This is a genomic window from Paenarthrobacter ureafaciens, assembly GCF_004028095.1.
GTDB classification, from domain to species: Bacteria; Actinomycetota; Actinomycetes; order Actinomycetales; family Micrococcaceae; genus Arthrobacter; species Arthrobacter ureafaciens.
Genome location: NZ_SBHM01000007.1, coordinates 1779168 through 1795907 on the forward strand (window position 1 = coordinate 1779168; position 16740 = coordinate 1795907).

The 16740-nt window shown below is 64.5% G+C and carries 14 protein-coding genes; 10 read left to right on the forward strand and 4 right to left on the reverse strand.

Annotation, left to right across the window (positions count from 1 at the left end):
• Nucleotides 1–2193 carry an amylo-alpha-1,6-glucosidase gene (locus AUR_RS12670; RefSeq protein WP_128397166.1) on the reverse strand — a complete coding sequence of 731 codons (2193 nt, stop codon included), beginning with the start codon at nt 2191–2193 and terminating at the stop codon, nt 1–3.
• A gap of 247 nt (nt 2194–2440) precedes the next feature.
• Here AUR_RS12670 and AUR_RS12675 point away from each other — a divergent pair, with 247 nt between their 5' ends.
• The 9 genes from AUR_RS12675 to AUR_RS12720 all read left to right on the forward strand — a co-directional run bounded on the left by AUR_RS12675 (nt 2441) and on the right by AUR_RS12720 (nt 10838).
• On the forward strand, nt 2441–2797 hold the full coding sequence (locus tag AUR_RS12675; RefSeq protein ID WP_062094885.1) for a hypothetical protein: 357 nt from the start codon (nt 2441–2443) through the stop codon (nt 2795–2797).
• An 86-nt stretch (nt 2798–2883) separates the two neighbouring features.
• Nucleotides 2884–4302, forward strand: a complete 1419-nt coding sequence (locus tag AUR_RS12680; protein ID WP_062094890.1) for a cryptochrome/photolyase family protein — start codon at nt 2884–2886, stop codon at nt 4300–4302.
• A 185-nt stretch (nt 4303–4487) separates the two neighbouring features.
• Complete coding sequence (locus AUR_RS12685) at nt 4488–5987, forward strand: CoA-acylating methylmalonate-semialdehyde dehydrogenase (protein ID WP_021471060.1); 1500 nt, start codon at nt 4488–4490, stop codon at nt 5985–5987.
• Nucleotides 5987–7063: an enoyl-CoA hydratase/isomerase family protein gene (locus AUR_RS12690; RefSeq protein ID WP_062094891.1), complete on the forward strand. Its 1077-nt coding sequence runs from the start codon at nt 5987–5989 to the stop codon at nt 7061–7063. The genes AUR_RS12685 and AUR_RS12690 overlap by 1 nt, the downstream gene beginning before the upstream one ends.
• 53 nt (nt 7064–7116) lie before the next feature.
• Nucleotides 7117–8079: a 3-hydroxyisobutyrate dehydrogenase gene (gene mmsB / locus AUR_RS12695; RefSeq protein WP_062098968.1), complete on the forward strand. Its 963-nt coding sequence runs from the start codon at nt 7117–7119 to the stop codon at nt 8077–8079.
• A 63-nt stretch (nt 8080–8142) separates the two neighbouring features.
• Nucleotides 8143–8940 (forward strand): enoyl-CoA hydratase, encoded by a 798-nt coding sequence (locus tag AUR_RS12700; protein ID WP_021471057.1) that lies wholly within the window; start codon nt 8143–8145, stop codon nt 8938–8940.
• Nucleotides 8941–9144: 204 nt separating this feature from the next.
• Nucleotides 9145–9447, forward strand: a complete 303-nt coding sequence (locus AUR_RS12710; protein WP_021471056.1) for a DUF4190 domain-containing protein — start codon at nt 9145–9147, stop codon at nt 9445–9447.
• Nucleotides 9448–9662: 215 nt separating this feature from the next.
• Nucleotides 9663–9938, forward strand: a complete 276-nt coding sequence (locus AUR_RS12715) for a hypothetical protein (RefSeq protein WP_128397167.1) — start codon at nt 9663–9665, stop codon at nt 9936–9938.
• A 45-nt stretch (nt 9939–9983) separates the two neighbouring features.
• Nucleotides 9984–10838 (forward strand): universal stress protein, encoded by an 855-nt coding sequence (locus tag AUR_RS12720; protein ID WP_021471054.1) that lies wholly within the window; start codon nt 9984–9986, stop codon nt 10836–10838.
• 3 nt (nt 10839–10841) lie between these two features.
• On the opposite strand, the gene AUR_RS12725 is transcribed toward AUR_RS12720, so the two are convergent.
• Both AUR_RS12725 and AUR_RS12730 read right to left on the reverse strand, forming a co-directional pair.
• Nucleotides 10842–11351, reverse strand: coding sequence for a MarR family winged helix-turn-helix transcriptional regulator (locus AUR_RS12725; RefSeq protein ID WP_021471053.1), 510 nt, complete (start codon nt 11349–11351; stop codon nt 10842–10844).
• Nucleotides 11352–11375: 24 nt separating this feature from the next.
• The gene (locus tag AUR_RS12730) at nt 11376–13094 is read right to left on the reverse strand and encodes an AMP-binding protein (protein WP_062094892.1); all 1719 of its coding nucleotides are present in this window, start codon (nt 13092–13094) and stop codon (nt 11376–11378) included.
• A gap of 136 nt (nt 13095–13230) precedes the next feature.
• Here AUR_RS12730 and AUR_RS12735 point away from each other — a divergent pair, with 136 nt between their 5' ends.
• Nucleotides 13231–14445, forward strand: a complete 1215-nt coding sequence (locus AUR_RS12735; RefSeq protein WP_062094894.1) for an acyl-CoA dehydrogenase family protein — start codon at nt 13231–13233, stop codon at nt 14443–14445.
• Between the two features lie 222 nt (nt 14446–14667).
• On the opposite strand, the gene AUR_RS12740 is transcribed toward AUR_RS12735, so the two are convergent.
• Entirely contained in the window at nt 14668–16653 is a 1986-nt protein-coding gene (locus AUR_RS12740) for an HNH endonuclease signature motif containing protein (RefSeq protein ID WP_241650920.1), read from the reverse strand.
• Nucleotides 16654–16740 lie beyond the last annotated feature (87 nt).

A 16740-nucleotide genomic window follows, 5' to 3' on the forward strand; every position in this document is an offset into this window, starting at 1 on the left:
CTAGGCGGGTGCATCGCCCCGGTTTGCCGCATCACCGGGGCGATGCAGCGTGTCCGGCCGCCACAGTTGCGGCTGTTCAACCAACTCGGACATCCAGGGGCGTTGTCCGCGGTAGACAGTGAGGCCCTCGGGGATGCCGCGGACCGTGGCGTCGGTGCCTGAAGCATCGATCGTGATCCGCGCATCCCCCATGGGGGCGTTGCTGATGTGGACATCCCCGAAGTCGGGTGGCAGGACCGGATCCAGCCATATGCCGCCCAGCGAAATGTGGGTGTCGTACCGCATCAGGCTGGTCACTACGTGGATGGGCGTGGTCGCGGCCCAGGCTTGGGGTGAACAGGCGGTGGGGTAGGGCACCGGCTCGGTGAACCTGGCCCGGTCGAAGCCGCAGAAGAGCTCGGGAAGCCTGCCGTCCGAATACTCCGCGGCTTCCAGGAGTGCCGTGCCGATCCTCTGTGCTTCTTCGATGTAGCCGTAGCGCAGGAGCCCGGACATGATGATCGCATTGTCGTGCGGCCACACTGAGCCGTTGTGGTAGCTGGCCGGGTTATAGGCGGCCATGTCCGTGGCCAGGGTCCGCACGCCCCAACCGCTGAACATCTTCGGAGACATCAGGTGCTCCACGACCGAGGGAACCTTGTCCTCGTCCATGAGCCCGAACCACAGGCAATGGCCCATGTTCGATGCGCAGGCATCCACTTGGCGCTTGTCCTTATCGAGGGCAACAGCGTAGTAGCCCTTGTCCGGCATCCAGAAGTCCTCATTGAATTTCTGTTTGAGCCGGTCAGCGCGTTCCCGCAGCTCCGAGGCCAAGGCGAGGTCGCCGTCGTCGTAAGCCATCCAGGCGCGCGCCACGTAGGCGCCGTGCACGTACGCCTGTACCTCGGCCAAGGCGATAGGCGCCTCGGCGAGGGTACCGTCAGCGAAGTTGATGCCGTCCCAGGAGTCTTTCCACCCCTGGTTGATGAGGCCGTGCTGGTTGGGGCGGCCGTACTCCACATACCCGTCGCCGTCCCGGTCGCCGTAGTGGCGGATCCAGTCGAGGGCGCGGTCGGCGTTGGGCAGGAGTTCGGCGATGGTGTCCTTGGCGAAGCCCCAGCGGCTCACGGACCCCACCGCAACCATGAAGAGGGGAGTGGCGTCGACGCTGCCGTAGTAGGCGGAACTGCCCCGCAAGGCCTGGCCGCTGCTGACGTCCAGGCGGACCTCGTGGAGGATCTTCCCGGGTTCCTCTTCGGTGTCTGTATTTACTTCTTTTCCCTGCCGGTCGGCCAACGTGCGGAGCGTGCCCAGGGCGAGGGAAGGATCCACCGGCAACGCCATCTCCGAGGCCCACAAGGAGTCCCTGCCGAACAACGTCATGAACCACGGAGCTCCCGCGGCCACCACCACCCTTTCCGGGTGGTCCGGGTCCTGGATGCGCAGGGCTCCGAGGTCTTCATAGCTCCGGCGCAGGGTGCGCTGGATGGAACGGTTGCCGATCTGCAGGACGGGAATCTTGGCCACCCATTCCTGCCGGCGCCGGTCGCTGGGTGACAACTCACCCCGTGACGGATGGCTGAAAGGTTTGCCCTCTGCCGCCGGGAGTACGCTGACCCGGGTGTTCCATTGCCCGAACGCCGGGATGGTGACCCTGAAGCCGAGGGCCTTGGAACCGGCCCCGGCGCCTTCGCCCCGAATGATCACCGACTTCCGGAATCCTTCCCACTGACCCCTGATCTCCAAGGAGTCGTTCTCCACCCGCCGGGTTTCCTTCCATACGCGGGTAATACGGGCTTCCTTGACTTCGAAGAGGTCTGCGAAGTCCGCCTCTGCGGTGAGGGTGATGGTGCAGCGGGCAGCTTGCCTCGAGTAGTTCCGGACGGTGATTTCTTCCAGGATCCCCGCCCCCACTTCGCGCATCCGTTCCACCAGGAGCGGGCTGTCTGCGTAACCGTCGGGACGGGGAACCCGGCAGGCGAAGAGGGCGCGGTACGGTTCCTTCAGTTCGGCCGCCAGCGGCTCCAACGGTTGGTCGTTGATGCGGAGCTGCCAGCGGGAAAGGATCCGGGTGTCCAGGTGGAAGACGCCTTGGGGTAGGTCCGGGTGGATGTCCCCGTTGGGTCCGGAGATGCAGAAGGACGAGCCTTCCACGAGCGTGATGGTCCCGGCGCCCAGCGGTCCGGCAGCCGTTTCCGTATTCCAACCGGTCATGGGATTGTCCTTCGAACAGCGTGGGCCGGGATGTAGTTGACGGTACGCCGGAGGGCTGTGGGACACCAGAGCCTGGGATGTCCGGCGCCGGTTGCGGCATCCACCCTGATGCCCGTCAGGCACCCGAAGTAAACCCGGAGTTCACCGTGAACCCTCTTATCCGAAGCGAATGGCGGTTACAATGAGAGTTGCAGTATTCGCTGATGCAGACCGGCGGTTGTAAAGAAGTACGCCGGAGGACTCTGTAATGACGGACACCCAGATCGGCGCGTTCCTTCGCGAATGCGTTATATACGAAGAAGACAGCGAAGAAGGCTTGGACTTCGAGGCCTTGTACGGCCTCTACATCAGTTGGTGCGTCCTTGGAAACAAGGTTCCCGTTCCGGACAGTGCATTCCTCACGTCCGTGCGCACCAGCGGAGTAAAACACGAGAAGCGCGATGGCGTGCGGTATTACCCGGGGCTCCGGATGATTGGCGACGCCGCCCGCGACTACGTACTCAACAGCATCCCGGACGAAGTAGTGGAAGTAGTCGTTCCGCCGATTCCCGTGACGGAAGTCGAGGATGGCGGGGACGTCGTCCTGCCTGCAAAGGCCGTCTAGGTTTATCTTCAGCTGATGCCCTTAGGATTCGTTCCTAAGGGCATCAGCCATTTAAGCAGCCGGTGTACCGGCGGTAAGGGGCGCAAGTGAAACCATCCATCGTCTGGTTCCGCGACGACCTCCGGGTCAGGGACAACCCGGCCTTGCGGGCCGCCGTCAACGATGGAGCGGCAGTGGCGCTCTACGTCCTGGACGAGGAGTCGCCGGGCATCCGGCCGCACGGAGGGGCAGCAAAGTGGTGGCTGCACCATTCCCTCCTCGCCCTCCGGGAGGACCTGGACGCGTTGGGAATACCCCTGCTCTTGCGCCGCGGGCCCGCTGCTGAGGTGGTGCAGAAAACCACGACGGCGGTGGGTTCGGGCGCGCTGTTCTGGAACCGGCGGTACGGCGAGGTGGAACGGACCATCGACGCCGGGATCAAGGGCTGGGCGGTTGAGGCCGGGCTGCACGTGGAGAGTTTCCAAGCCACCCTGCTCCACGAGCCCTGGAAGGTCAGCACCAAGACCGGCACCCAGTACAAGGTGTTCACCCCGTTCTGGAAGGCGGTGTCTGCTCAGGAATTCCGCGAACCACTGCCGCTTCCCGCTCGTGGCCATGGGTTCACCGGCACGCTTCCGCGGTACGACTCCCTGGAGAGTTGGCAGTTGCTGCCCACCAAACCGGATTGGTCCGGAGGGTTGGCCGCCCGGTGGACTCCCGGGTCCGCAGCCGGCCATGCCCGCTTGAAGGAGTTCGTGGGCAACGGGTTGGATTCCTACAGTGAAGGGCGGAACCGTCCGGACACCGATGGCAGCAGCTCCCTGTCGCCGTACCTGCGCTGGGGTGAACTCAGCCCCTTCGAGGTGTGGCAGGCAATATCTTCCAAGAGGTCGGAAAGTGCCACGATCTTCGCGTCGGAGTTGGGCTGGCGCGAATTCTGCTGGCACCAGTACTTCCACAACCCCACCTTGGCCACGGCCAACCTGCGCAGCGAATTCGACAGGTTCCCGTGGGCCTGGCCCGGCGCTTCTGTCGGAGCGTCTGCCGGCGCTTCTGCCGGCGACGACGGTCGGCACCCCGGGCACGAGTCGGCCCCGGAAGAGCTCCGGGCATGGCAAAAGGGGCGAACGGGGTTCCCCCTGGTGGATGCGGGACAGCGGCAACTGTGGGAAACGGGCTGGATGCACAACCGGGTGCGCATGGTGGCCGCGAGCTTCCTCGTGAAGAACCTGGGGATCCATTGGCAGCTGGGCGAGCAATGGTTCTGGGACACGCTGGTGGATGCGGATCCGGCGTCCAACCCTGCCAACTGGCAGTGGGTGGCAGGCTCGGGGGCTGACGCCTCGCCCTTCTTCCGCATCTTCAACCCGGAGGCCCAGCGCGTGCGGTTCGACCCGCAGGGCAAGTACATCGCGCAGTGGATTCCGGAGTTCGGCACCCCGGATTACCCGGCGGAAATCGTGGACTTGAAAGCGTCAAGGCAGGACGCACTGGATGCCTACAAGGAGCTGCGCGAGGTGCATTAGGCGGCCTTCAAGCCAGCGTCAGCCTCCCGCGTTCCTTCCGCAGCGGCCCTCTGGAAATTAGTAGGAAGTCCGAGTATATTCGGCTGCAGAGATGATCTGGATCACATGCATGCACGTGTTCCGGACGTGTTGTGCGGTATTGATCGGCACGGCAGTCACTAATGATGCAAAGGAGCATTTCCACTATGGTGCGCGAGCTTTCACACTACGTAGGCGGCCAAAGGATCGACGGCACGTCCGGCCGGTTCAGCGATGTCTACGATCCCTGCACCGGCGAAGTCCAGGCCCGCCTGCCGCTGGCCAGCGCCGAGGAGGTGCGCAACGCCGTCGCGAACGCCGAGAAGGGCCAACTCGAATGGGCTGCCATGAATCCGCAGCGGCGGGGTCGCATCCTGCTGAAGTTCGTGGACCTCGTCAATGACAACATGGACGAGCTGGCCAAGCTGCTGTCCTCCGAACACGGGAAGACGTTCGCGGACGCCAAGGGTGATATCCAGCGGGGCATCGAAGTGGTGGAGTTCTCCGCCGGGGCGCCGCATCTGCTCAAAGGCGAATTCTCGGACAGCGCAGGCCAGGGGATCGATGTCCACTCCCTGAGGCAGCCGCTGGGTGTTGTTGCCGGCATTACGCCCTTCAACTTCCCTGCCATGATTCCGTTGTGGAAGTCGGGACCGGCGCTCGCTGCCGGCAACTCCTTCATCCTCAAACCGTCCGAGCGGGACCCCTCCGTGCCGCTGCGGCTCGCCGAGCTCTACAGCGAAGCCGGCGTTCCGGACGGCGTCTTCAACGTCATCAACGGGGACAAGGAAGCCGTGGACGCCCTTCTTGAGGACCCGAGGGTCAAGGCAATCGGCTTTGTCGGTTCCACGCCGATCGCCCAGTACATCTACGCCACGGCCGCCGCGCATGGGAAGCGCGCACAGTGCTTCGGCGGGGCGAAGAACCACATGGTGATCATGCCCGACGCCGACCTGGACATGGCCGCGGACGCCCTGATTGGTGCCGGGTACGGTTCCGCTGGAGAGCGGTGCATGGCTATCTCCGTAGCCGTCCCGGTGGGCCAGGAAACAGCGGACGCCCTTGTTGCCAAGCTCACCGAGAGGGTTAAGGAACTCCGGGTCGGGCACAGCCTGGACAAGGACGCGGACTTCGGGCCGGTGGTCGCGGCGTCTGCGAAGGAACGGATCGAGGGCTACATCCAGTCCGGCGTGGACGAGGGCGCCACCTTGGTGGCAGACGGCCGCGGCCTCACCGTTGAGGGATACGACGGCGGCTTCTGGGTAGGCCCCACCCTCTTCGACAACGTCACCAAGGATATGAAGATCTACAAGGAGGAGATTTTCGGTCCTGTCCTGAGCGTCCTCCGGGCGGCCGACTACGACGAAGCGCTCAGGCTCTGCAGCGAGCACGAGTTCGGGAACGGCGTCGCAATCTTTACCCGCGACGGCGACTCCGCCCGCGACTTCGCCAGCCGCGTGGAAGTGGGCATGGTGGGCATCAATGTTCCCATCCCCGTGCCGATTGCCTACTACACGTTCGGCGGGTGGAAGGCGTCCGGGTTCGGCGACCTCAACCAGCATGGCGCGGATGCCTTCCGCTTCTACACCAAGACCAAGACCGTCACCTCGCGGTGGCCCTCCGGTATCCGCCAGGGCGCCAGCTTCGTGATGCCGGCAGGCAGCTGATGGGAGAGCAGATCATCGAAGAAGTGCAGCAGGAAGAAGTTCTTTTCGAGCGGCGCGGCCACCTCGGCATCGTGACGCTCAACCGGCCCCGGGCAGTCAACGCCCTCAATGCCGGCATGGTGAAAGCCATGTTGCAGCAGCTGGCTGCCTGGGCTGACGACGAATCGGTTGCTGCGGTGTTGGTGCGCGGCGCCGGCGATCGGGGCCTCTGCGCCGGGGGAGATATCGTGGCCATCTACAAGGACATGCTGCACGGGGGCTCGGAAACCGCTGATTTCTGGGCTGACGAGTACCGCCTCAACGCCCTCATCGCCAACTATCCCAAGCCGTACGTCGCTTTCATGGACGGGCTGGTGCTGGGCGGTGGCGTAGGTGTTTCCGCGCACGGCTCTGTTCGCATCGTCACCGAACGGACGCGCACGGGGATGCCGGAAACAACCATCGGGTTCGTGCCCGACGTCGGCGGAACCCTGCTGCTCTCCCGCGCCCCCGGGGAAACCGGGACCCACGCCGCGCTCACGGGCGCGCACCTGTCCGGGGCGGACGCCCTGTTCCTGGGACTCGCGGACTACTTCGTCCCGTCCGAAAGCCTCCCGGCACTCACTGAAGCGCTGGAAGGCTCGACGCCGGAAGACGCCGTCGTGCGCATTGCCCAAGCCGCGCCGGACTCGGCTCTCGCGGCGCAGCGGGAGTGGATCGATTCCTGCTACGCAGCAGAGGACGCGGAAGAGATCGTGCACCGCCTGCGAGAGGCCGGAGGTGAGGCCGCCGACGCCGCGGACACCATCACGGTAAAGTCGCCGACGTCGGTGAAGGTCACCTTGGCGTCCCTGCGGCGGGTGCGGGGGCTGTCCCTGGAAGAGGCGCTGGACCAGGAATACCGCGTCGGTCTCCGCTGCCTCTCCGGCCCCGATTTCCGCGAGGGCATCCGGGCGCAAGTGGTGGACAAGGACCGGAATCCACAGTGGAAGCCGGCCACCCTCGCCGACGTCCACGAGTCCGACGTCGAAGGCTACTTTGCCTCGCTCGGCGAGCATGAGTTGGGGCTTTCCGCGACGCCGGTCCAGTCGGGTTGAAAAGCCGGGCCGATCACGTTGAGGCTACTGCCGTCCAGTTGGAGGAGACGATCATGACAGAAAATGCAGCATCGGCAACGGGACTCATCGCCTTCCTGGGCCTTGGGCATATGGGCGGCCCCATGGCTGCCAACCTGATCAAGGCCGGGCATGAGGTGGTGGGATACGACCCCGTTCCAGCAGCAGTGGAGGCTGCGGTGGCACATGGCATCCCCATGGCTGACACGGCAGCCGACGCCGTGCGGGGGGCTGCCGTGGTCCTGACCATGCTGCCCAGCGGGAAGCACGTCCTGGACGCCTACCGGGGCGTGGGAGGGCCGGGGCTGCTCAGCGTGGCGCCACCGGACACGCTGTTCCTGGATTGCTCCACCATCAACGTTGACGAGGCCAGGGAAGCTGCGGCCCTGGCCGTGGCTGCAGGACACCGAAGCGTGGACGCGCCGGTGTCCGGAGGCGTGGTGGGTGCCGAAGCCGGGACGCTGACGTTCATGGTGGGCGCACTGCCCGGGGACTTCGAGACCGTGAAGCCGATCCTGGAGCTCATGGGCAAGCGGATTGTGCATTGCGGTGATCACGGCGCCGGCCAGGCTGCGAAGGTGTGCAACAACATGATCCTGGGAGTCTCCATGATCGCCGTGGCCGAGGCTTTCGTCCTCGGCGAGAAGCTGGGACTGACACACCAGGCGTTGTTCGACGTCGCGTCCAACGCGTCCGGCCAATGCTGGGCCCTCACAACCAACTGTCCTGTTCCGGGTCCTGTTCCCACCAGCCCTGCCAACCGCGATTACCAGCCCGGGTTCGCGGGGGCATTGATGGCAAAGGATCTCCGGCTGGCGGTGAATGCCCTGGAAAGTACGGGCGTTGCTGCCGAAATGGGGCCACTGGCCTCCAGGATTTACGACGCCTTTGCCGCCGGGGAGGGTGCTGCCCGGGACTTCTCCGGGATCATCACGGATATCCGGGAGAAGTCGCAATCCCCGGGTGCTGCCGGCGGCGACGGTACGGCGGGGGAATAGGGTGGCATGACGACTACTACGGAAACTACGACGACTACGGAAACTACGGAAGAAGGACGCGGAGTGACCCAGCACCACCAGGACGTAGCCCAGTACCGGAACATCATGGTGGAGCGCCGTGGCCGCGTTGGCCTGGTAACGCTGAACCGGCCTTCGGCGTTGAACGCGCTGAACACGGCCTTGATGAACGAACTCGTTGAAGCCGTGACTGACATGGACCGCGATCCCGGGGTGGGGGCAGTGGTCATCACCGGTTCCGCCAAAGCCTTCGCAGCGGGGGCGGACATCAAAGAAATGTCCGCCAACACCTACATGGACATGTACGCGGCGGATTGGTTCCGGCATTGGGAGGACCTCACGCGCTTGCGGATCCCGGTCATCGCCGCCGTGTCCGGGTTCGCGCTCGGCGGCGGGTGTGAGCTGGCGATGATGGCTGACTTCATCATCGCCGGGGACAACGCCAAGTTCGGGCAACCGGAAATCAACCTCGGTGTTATCCCGGGGATGGGCGGTTCCCAGAGGCTTACCCGCGCAGTGGGCAAGGCCAAAGCCATGGACATGGTGCTCACAGGGCGTTTCATGGACGCGGAGGAAGCCGAACGCTCCGGGCTCGTTTCCCGGGTGGTTCCCGCTGCGGAGGTCGTTGAGGAGGCACTAAAAGCCGCCGAGACCATTGCATCGAAGTCGAAGCCGGCCGCCATGGTGGCCAAGGAAGCAGTCAACGCGGCGTTCGAAATGGGGTTGGCCCAGGGCGTGCTCTTTGAACGGCGGGTGTTCCACTCCCTGTTTGCCACAGAGGACCAAAAGGAAGGCATGGCAGCCTTCACGGAAAAGCGGGAACCGGAATTCAAACACCGCTAAAGGCCTGATTCGATCGTGTGACGCCTGATTCGATCGTGTGGGGCCCTGGTCCGATCGTGTGGGGCCCTGGTCCGATCGCGTGGGGCCGGCGTCATTTTCGGGTGCGGGGCGCGCAGGCCCGGGCCCGCAGCGCGGAATAGGTGGGGCGCCCGGATAGACTCCTGTTCACAAGAGGGCCTGCAACAGACCACATGGGGAGAGAACATGTCAACGGAGAACGTTCGCGCCGAATCGGTGGACCCTGCTGAGTCATCCGAAGCGGGGACACCGGTGAATACCCTGGCTATTGTGTCAGCCGGTATTGCAGCCCTTGCCGTGGTTGGGCTGTTCCTTGCCGGCATGGCCATCATCGCCGTCTTCGCCGTTGGCGCCGGGCACGTGGCCCTGAACCAGATTGGGCAGCGGCAAGAACGCGGGCGGGCGCTCGCGGTTTCTGCATTGGTGATCGGCTACGGAATTGCCGCCCTTTCGCTCGTTTCGGCGCTGATCTATACGCTCACGCGCTAACTTTCCGGCCACTGCGGCGACACGAATTGCCGCCGAACCCTTCTTCATAGACGGATTATCCCGACGACTGGAAGAAGGACGGCTGTGTCCTGGCAGTTCTGTGACAATTTTGCCTGCCCCAAAGAATGGCATTGGACCGGCTTTTCGGAGGTCCCCGAAGCATGTGTGGACGAGAAGTGGTTGATTACTAAGCATGCTGATAATATGGTCGTGCCGTGACGGAGAAAGAAGCAAAGCTAGCCAATGGGGGTGGCGGTATGGCAGAGCGGAAGGTTCCGGAAGTGATCGATCAGGAAGTAATCCGGCGCGAGGCATCAAGTGTCCTCGCCGCCGGAGACGTGTCGCTTACCGAGTTGTGGATTGAGTTCTTCGCCCGGGGAGGGATGGCAGGCCTCGAGGAATTCGAGGCCTTTGTGCGCGGACTCATGACTGTGGCCAACACCGACCTCCAAATTCTGGACCTGACGATGGACGAACTCCGGAATCCCTAGGCCCTTCGCTGGCCCGCACTCCGGATTCCGTCGTATGCTCTGGCCATGACGGACTCCAAACAAATAGTGGTTGGCTATGACGGTTCCACGGAAGCGAAGCAGGCCGTAACGTGGGCTGCCCGCCAGGCCGTGCTGCGCGGGTGCCATCTTCACCTGATCCACTGCTCGCTCTGGATCCTTGTGACCTCCGACCTTGGCCCGGTTCCCGGCGTCGCTGACAGCGGGCTGGAACGGGCCGCCGAACGAGTCCTTGAAGAGGGCCTGGCGGTGGTGAAAGAAGCCGAACCTTCCGTGGATGTGACCACCACCCTCCTTCACGGCATGCCTCGGGACCACATGGGCAAACTGTCCGTGGGCGCGGAGATGCTGGTGCTGGGGAGCCGCGGACTCGGCGGGTTCCTTGGCTTGCTTGTGGGTTCTGTCAGCCTGGAGATGGCGGCCACCGCGTCCTGTCCGGTGGCCGTGATCAGGTCCGTTGACCACCCGGATGGCCCCGTTGTGGTGGCTATCGACGACGCCGGCTCGCCCGAAGCGCTCGAGGACGCATGCACCATGGCATCAGTGACAGGAGCGGACCTAAAGGTAGTCCATGTGGTTCCCGAGCCTGCTGGCTTGCGGCGGTTGCGCGACCCGATCGACGCCTACCCGGCGGCCGAGGCCGTCGTGGATTCCGCCGTCCGCAAGGCACGTGAACTGGCACCCCAAACCACTGTGACCGGAGAACTGCAGGTTAACCACTCAGTTCCCCGGGCCATCCTGCAAGCGGCGCCGGATGCCCGGATAGTGGTGGTTGGCACCAAAGGGCGCGGCCTCATCAAGGGGACCATCGGCTCCACTGCACACGCAGTCCTGCATCATGCTCCCGGCCCGGTCCTGGTGTCGCGGCGGAACGCCGGCTAGGACTTACCCGTCCGTGAAATCCCCGGCGTCCCTGCGGAAGGTTCCCAGTACGCGGATGAGGTGATCGACGTCGTCGTCGGTAAAGCCCGACTTGCCGAAGACCTCGGCGTTCAGTGCCGCCGTCGCCCTTTTCGCCAGCGTCCGGCCTTCTGCGGTGAGTTCAATCAGCGTGGTGCGGCCGTCGGTGGGATGCGGCGACCGCGCCACGAGCGCGGCCTTCTCCAAACGGTCGACGGCGTTTGTCACCGACGTGGGATGCACCTGCAGCAGCGCGCTCGCTTTGTTCATGGGCAGCGCGCCGCTGCGGGCGAAGCTGAGGAGTGCCAGTAGCTCGTACCGCGCGAAGGTCAGGCCGAAGGGCTTGAGGACCGTCTCGATGCGTGCGAGCAGTATCTGCTGGGTCCGCATGATGGCGGTGATGGCTGCCATGGGCGCCGCGACGTCGCCCCAGCCGTGCCGTTCCCAGTTGCGTTGGGCGTCGGCGATGGGATCGCGGGGGAGTGGATTGCCCATGGTCCTCCTTCAAGCTCTGAGAGGCTAATCTTTCAGGTTCGGGAATTCTTCCTCCGTGTATTCAACCCCAAGACCTGCCGGGAGCGGACCGTCACTGTGCCTGGCCACCTCCGTGCCGCGCAACTCCACGCGGCGGATCTTGCCGGAGATGGTTTTTGGCAGCTCGCCGAATTCAAGCCGCCGGATGCGCTTGAACGGTGCCAGGTGTTCGCGGCAGTACCGAAGGATATCTTCGGCGATCTCCGGTCCCGGCTGGTAGCCCGCGGCAAGGACCACGAACGCTTTGGGGACAGACAGCTTGACCGCGTCAGGGGACGGAACGACGGCGGCCTCCGCCACTGCGGGGTGCTCGATCAGGACGCTTTCAAGCTCGAAGGGTGAAAGCCGGTAGTCCGAGGACTTGAAGACATCGTCGTCCCTGCCGACGTAGGTGATGACGCCGGCCTCGTCCCGGCTGGCCATGTCGCCGGTGTGGTAATAACCGTCCCGGAAGGCCTCCGCGGTTTTTGCTTCGTCGCCGAAGTAGCCCTTCATGAGCCCCACGGGCCGGGGGTCCAAACGCAAGCAGAGCTCGCCGTCGTTGGCTTCCTGCCCTGTGAACGGGTCCACCAGAACGACGTCATACCCGGGCAGCGGACGCCCCATGGAGCCGATCTTCACGGGCTGGGCCGGGGTGTTGGCGATCTGGACCGTAGATTCGGTCTGGCCGAAGCCGTCCCGGATGGTGACACCCCAGGCTTCCTCCACCTGGCCGATGACCTCGGCATTGAGCGGCTCGCCCGCCGATACCACCTTGCCTGGCGGGTTTTTGAGCTGCTTGAGGTCGGCCTGGATCAGCATCCGCCACACGGTGGGAGGGGCGCAGAAGCTGGTGACGCCCTCGCGGTCCATTTGTGCCATGAGGGCCGAGGCGTCGAAGCGTTCGTAGTTGTAGATGAAGACGCACGCCTCCGCGATCCACGGCGTGAAGACGTTGGACCAGGCGTGCTTGGCCCAGCCCGGTGAGGCGACATTGAGGTGCACGTCTCCAGGCTCGACGCCGATCCAATACATGGTGGACAGGTGGCCCACCGGGTAGGAAGTGTGGGTGTGCTCCACGAGCTTGGCGCGGGAGGTGGTGCCGGAGGTGAAGTACAGCAGCAGCGTCTCGTCCCCACGGGTGGGGGCGTCGGGCGTGAAGTCCGTACCGGCGTCGTACGAATCCGCATACTGCCTGCCGTCCGCAGTGGTGCGTTGCGCGCCGATTTCGATAAGCGCGTAGTTACCCTCGACGGCGGCAAACTTGCCGATGTTGGCGCTGCCGACCGCAACCCAGGCGGCTCCGCCACGCTCCACGCGGTCCTGCAAGTCGCGGGGACCCATGAGCGTGGTGGTGGGGATCATGACGATGCCGAGCTTGATGCCGGCCAGCATGAGTTCCCAGAGTTCCACCTGGTTGCCGAGCATGATGATCATGTGGTCACCGCGCCGGACGCCTTGGCTTCGCAGCCAGTTGGCGAGCTGGTTGGAGCGCTGTGAAAGTTCCCGGTAGGTACGGCGGGTGGAGCTGCCGTCCTGTTCGACGATCACCAGTGCGGGCTGGTCCTGGCGTGCCGGGTCCTGAGCGAGTTGGTCGAACCAATCCAGGGCGAAATTGAAGTGTTCGAACCGGGGCCACTGGAACTCGCTGTGCGCTTGTTTGTAGTCCTCGCGGAGCTCGAGAAGGCGGTTCCGGGCCGCGCGGAAGTCATCGGTGACTGTCATAGTCCGCCTTTCGTGGGGCAGTGTGCCCGCGTCTGGTAGAGGCATTTCTGCTACCTAGTGATCCACATCACCTTGCAATATACTAGGACATCCAAGGGTTTGGAAGAGCCCGCGCCGGACATGACGAAGGGGTCACATGCTCGACGAGAAAGCCGCATCCACCACAAGTGGAGCCGCTCCCGCTAACGCCCTCCCTCCCTACCCGGAGGCGGACCTGATGCACGTAGTAGACCTGCTTCCCGATGAGGAGCGGGCCCGCTACCGGGAGGTCCGGGAGTTCCTTCAAGCAAGCGTCAGGGCTGCCAGCATCGATTACTGGAACCGGGAGGAATTCCCGTTCGGGCTGCTGGCCGACATGGCGAAATTCGGGCTCGGAGGACTGCAGACCGATGGCTCCTCCACGCTGTTCAAAGGGCTCATGTACACCGAGATTGCGCGGGCCGACGTCTCCCTGTCGGCACTGGTCGGGATCCATAACGAGCTCATCGTCGGCATGATCCATGAGCTGGGTTCGCCCGAGCAGAAGCAACGCTGGCTTCCCGGGCTTGAGGCTTTTTCCGTGTTGGGAGCCTTCGCCCTGACAGAACCCGACCATGGCTCGGACATCGCCGGAGGACTTTCGACGACAGCGCGGCGCGACGGCGGGGAATGGGTCATCAACGGTGCCAAGCGCTGGATCGGGGCCGGAACCATCGCAGACTTCGCCTTGGTGTGGGCCCGGGATGAGGCTGACGGCCACATCAAGGGGTTCATCGTGGAGACTGACCGCGCCGGATATGCCGCTACCAAGATCTCGAACAAAATCGGTCTCCGCATCATGCAAAACGCGGACATCACCCTGGACGAAGTACGGGTTCCCGCTTCGAATCTCCTTCCAGGCGCCACCGAGTTCTCCCGGGCCAATGAACTGTTGCGGGATTCCCGGGCGTGGGTGGGCTGGCAGGCTGCGGGTATTCAACTGGCGGCGTTCGACATCGCGCGTTCCTACGCTCTTGAACGCCTGCAGTTCGGCAAGGAACTTGCCAGATTCCAGCTGGTTCAGCAGCAACTCGCTGACATCCTGGGCAACGCCCACGCATCTTTGTCCCTGATGGTTGAGCTGGCCCGCATACAACAGGCGGGAAAACTGGAAATGGTGCAGGCCGCCATGGCAAAGGCCACAACGACGCGTCTTGCCCGGTCTTCCGTGGCGATGGGCCGGTCCCTGCTGGGCGGTAACGGCATCACCACGGATTACGAGATGGGGAAACTCTTCGGTGACGCCGAGATCCTCTACACCTACGAGGGCAGCTACGAGATCAACTCCCTCATTGTTGCCCGGGCGGTCACCGGGAAGTCGGCGTTCGTGTAGGGGCACGTGGGTGTAGTCAAGCACCGTTACTGATATCGGTTCTGAGTGACAGGATCCTTCGTGATTGCGGAGGGTCCTGTTGTTTTGTTGTCCCAAGGCGCCCAGGCTCCCTGGCTGGGGGCGCGGAGGGGTTGCTGGAGGCGCGGAGGGGTGGCTGGGGGCGCGCCAAGTGACCGGGGTGTGCCGGGCGGCCGTGGGTGTTTCCTGTTTTGGGGCAGGGTGTCATGTTCGGTGGGGTGTGTGGTGGTGGTTTCGTTGGGGTGTTTGGGTGGGGTCGATGTGGGGTGGTGGTGTGAACCATGGGATGCCTTGGTGGGTGGTGATTTTCCATTGTTCTTTGTGGATGAGGTGGTGGTGGTGGGAGCACAGGAGGGTGCCGTTGTTGGTGCTGGTGGTGCCTCCTTGTGACCAGTAGGTGATGTGGTGGGCTTCGCACCAGGGTGCGGGGATGGTGCAGTCGGGGAAGGTGCAGCCTTGGTCTCTTGCGGCGATGGCTTTGCGGATGTGGGGTGGGAAGATCCGGGTGGTGCGGCCGATGTCGAGGACTTGTCCGTTGGTTCCGAGGAGGACGGGCAGGATGTCGGCGTCGCAGGCGATTTTGCGGATGGTGCTGGCGTGGATGGGGCCGGTGAAGGTCGCTGTTGCGCTGCCCGGCCGTACTGCGCTGCCCGGCCGTACTGAGGAGCCACCCTGGGTTGGGTGGGCTGGTTGTGGTGATGGGGTGCCGGGCTGGGGTGGTTGGCCGGGGTGGTGCGGTGGGTTTTGGAGTTGGGGGTAGAGGTCGTTGGCGTTGATGGTGACGGTGAGTTGGGGTTTGAGGCCTCCGTTGGCGGGGAGTTTGCCGGTGCGCAGGGCGCAGGTGCAGCCGGTGATGAGACCGTCGAGGAGTTTCTGGGCGCGGGAGCGGCGGTCCAGTTCGGGCCCTGGTGTGCTGTGCCCGGTGACCCTCGCGACACTGACGCTGTTCACGCTGCTGGTGTTGCTGACGCTGCTGGTGGCGGCGCTGGGGCTGGCAGTAGTGCCCGGGCTGTTGGTGGTGTTGGGGGTGTTGTGGCCGGCGGTGTTGGGGGTGTTGGGGTGGCTGTGTGGGGTCAGGCGTGGGTTGGTGGCGGTGTTCATGGTGGTGATGAGGGTTTCGTATTGTTCGTCGGTGGCGAAGATTTCGATGTGGTGGAGTCCGCGGCGGGGTTTGCGGATGAAGGCCCCTTGGATGGTGCGGAGTTCTTCTTCGGTGGGTTCGGGTCCGTCGTGGTCGATGCGGTTGATCCAGTGTTGGGCGGTTTTGGCCAGGAAGTCGGGGTCGTTGTGGGTGGCGGTGCGGGTCAGGGCGTGTTCCATGGTGGTGAGGGTGTCGGGGTGGGCGATGAAGGCGACGCGTTCGAGGGCTGTGGTGATGATGGTCGCTGAGCGGGAGGGCACGTCGGTGGCGGCGAACGCGGTGGCGAGGTGTTCGTGCCGTGGGGAGGTGGTTTCTCCGGTGAGGGAGGTTCCGGGCAGCAGGAGCGCGGCTTGGGTCAGGCGGCGGCGGGCTTCGCGGATATCGATCCGGAGCCTGGCGCGCAGGAACTCGGCGGCGTTGCGGTACCCGTCATCAAGCACCGAACCCGCCCCCGCCACAGAAGACCGAACAGCACCGGACCCCACAACGGCCCCAACCACAGCACCGGCACCGGCACCGGCACTGGAGACGGGACGACCAGCCCGGGCACATGCTTCCGTCCCCGCCCCGGACGACAGGACACTACCGGACCCCGCCCGGGTGTCGGGTGCGGTAACACCGGGGGCCGGTACGGCAGTGGTGCCGGGTGTGTGCGCGTGGGCGGTGTGTGGGGTTTCGGTCCAGCCGGTCCGCCAGCCCGGGGCGGTCTGTGCGGGGTTGTGTTTGGCTTCGGTGCGGGTGCGTTCGACCGCGTGGGCTGCGATGATCTGCAGGTAGCCGATGCTTCGGGAGAGGTCCTCGACCCGGGCAGCGAAGTCTGCTGCTTCCTGAACATCGAACACCCGTCCTGCCGGTAACGCCAGGGCACGCGCAGTCTCCAACACCGCCGCCCCGTCCTCCAACGCCTCCATCACATCCTCAACGACCCCACCGCCGCCGGAAGGGTATTTGCTGGGAAGGTCACCGGCGCCGGGAGGTCCACCGCCGTTGGCAGCCGCAGTACCGGGCGCACCCGCCCGTTCCACCACAACCTGCCCGCTCAAACCCATAAACCAAGCCTTCCACCCCACCCAAACCCTGTAACCAGCCCCCATCCCGTATGTGGAAAAGCCAGTCGAAAAACTGCGGATAGGGGT